Below are 1,734 nucleotides of genomic sequence, written 5' to 3'. Positions count from 1 at the left end.
GAGCCTGTCGCAAATTGAGGTGTCACTACCCGGGTGATCATGTTTTGTCCGGGATGATCGGGTTTATGGCGCGTGGGTACCGGCCGGTCCGGCGGGATCAGTTGTTCCTGCTCCCGCCGGACATGACCGACTGGCTCCCGGACGATCATCTGGTGTGGTTCCTGCTGGATCTGGTCGCCGAGCTCGATACGTCGGGGTTGCACGCCCGGTACCGCACGGGTGGGGTCGGGCGGGCGGCGTACGACCCGGACATGCTCCTTGCTCTGGTCGTCTACGCCTGGTCGCAGCAGGTCCGCTCGTCCCGGCGGATCCAACGGCTGTGCGAGGTCGATGTCGCGTTCCGGCTGATCTGCGCCGGTGACCTCCCGCACCATGCCACGATCTCCCGGTTCGTCGCGGGCTGCCAGGACACGGTGGCCGGGCTGTTCACCCAGGTGTTGGCGTTGTGCGCACGAGCGGGACTGGTCCGCCTCGGCCTCGTCGCGCTGGACGGCACGAAGATCGAGGCGAACGCGTCGCTGGGAGCGAACCGGACCCGGACCGGGATCGACCGGGAACTCGCCCGCCTCGCGGAGAACATCGTGGCCGAACAGGTCGCCACCGACACCGCGGAGGACACCCTGTTCGCCGACCGGGTCGGGGACGAACTCCCCACCGAGCTCACCGACCGGACCAGCCGCCGGGCCCGGCTACGGGCCGCGCTCGACCACCTCGACCGGCGCGACGGACCCGACGACGAGGACGAACCCCCCGCACCCCGACCGGAGGTGATCGCCACCGGCCGCCGGGGCGCCGGGCGGCCCGGCGCCGGCGTCGACCGGGTCACCGAGGCGCGGGCGGTCCACGCTCGGGTCCTGGCCGAGGTCCGCGCCCACCACGACCAGGCCACCGCCCGGCGGGAAGCGAGAACCGCGGCAGGGCGGCGGGCCGGCCGCCGGCCGGTCCCACCCGAGGAACACCACCGGGTCCGCGCCGCCGCCGCCGTTCTCGCCGCCGCCGAGGCCGCCGCCGCACGTGCGGAGAAACCCCAGGCCGACCGGCCGGCCCGACACGTCAACGTCACCGATCCGGACAGCCGGGTCATGCCGACCCGGCGCGGGTGGATCCAGGGCTACAACGCCCAGCTCGTGGCCTGCTCCGGTCAGGTCATCCTCGCCGCCGACGTCACCGACCAGACCAACGACGTCGCCCAGTACCTCCCGATGGCCGACGCCGCCCAGACCGCCACCGCGGCCCTGCCCGTGAGCCTGACCCGCGGCCGGCCGAGGGGTATCGGGCTGATCGTCGCGGACAGTGGCTACTGGTCCCCGCGGGCCGCGACCCATCCCGGACCCGACCGGCTGATCGCGACCGCCAGCCGACGCACCCTGACCCGCCAGCCGATCCCGGACGGGCCACCCGACATCGACGCCACCACCCGGGAACAGATGACCCGCAGGCTCCTCACTCCCGACGGGCGTGAGAGCTACAAGCAGCGCGGCGCGACCATCGAACCCGTCAACGGACAGATCAAGGACGTCACCGGGCTCCGCCGGTTCCGTCGCCGCGGCATGGCCGCGGTCCGCGCGGAACTCGTCCTGACCTGCACCATCCACAACCTGCTCAAACTCCACCGCGCCACCGGCCCCCGCCCAGCCACCAGCTAAGCGGGGCCCGGCCTCGGCCGGCGGCAGGTCACCAGACCCGCACACCCAACGATCACCCGAATCCCCGCCACCAATTTGCTACAGGCTC

Annotated in this window: 1 protein-coding gene; it reads left to right on the top strand. The window is 72.5% G+C overall.

What is annotated here, in order from left to right; translation table 11 throughout:
• Positions 1–65: 65 nt before the first annotated feature.
• Positions 66–1,646 (top strand): transposase, encoded by a 1,581-nt coding sequence (locus ACG83_RS41450; protein WP_054564590.1) that lies wholly within the window; start codon positions 66–68, stop codon positions 1,644–1,646.
• Positions 1,647–1,734: the final 88 nt, after the last annotated feature.

Origin of the sequence: Frankia sp. R43 (assembly GCF_001306465.1) — a bacterium.
Lineage (GTDB): Bacteria > Actinomycetota > Actinomycetes > Frankiales > Frankiaceae > Parafrankia > Parafrankia irregularis.
This window is presented reverse-complemented; position numbering and strand designations above follow the sequence as displayed.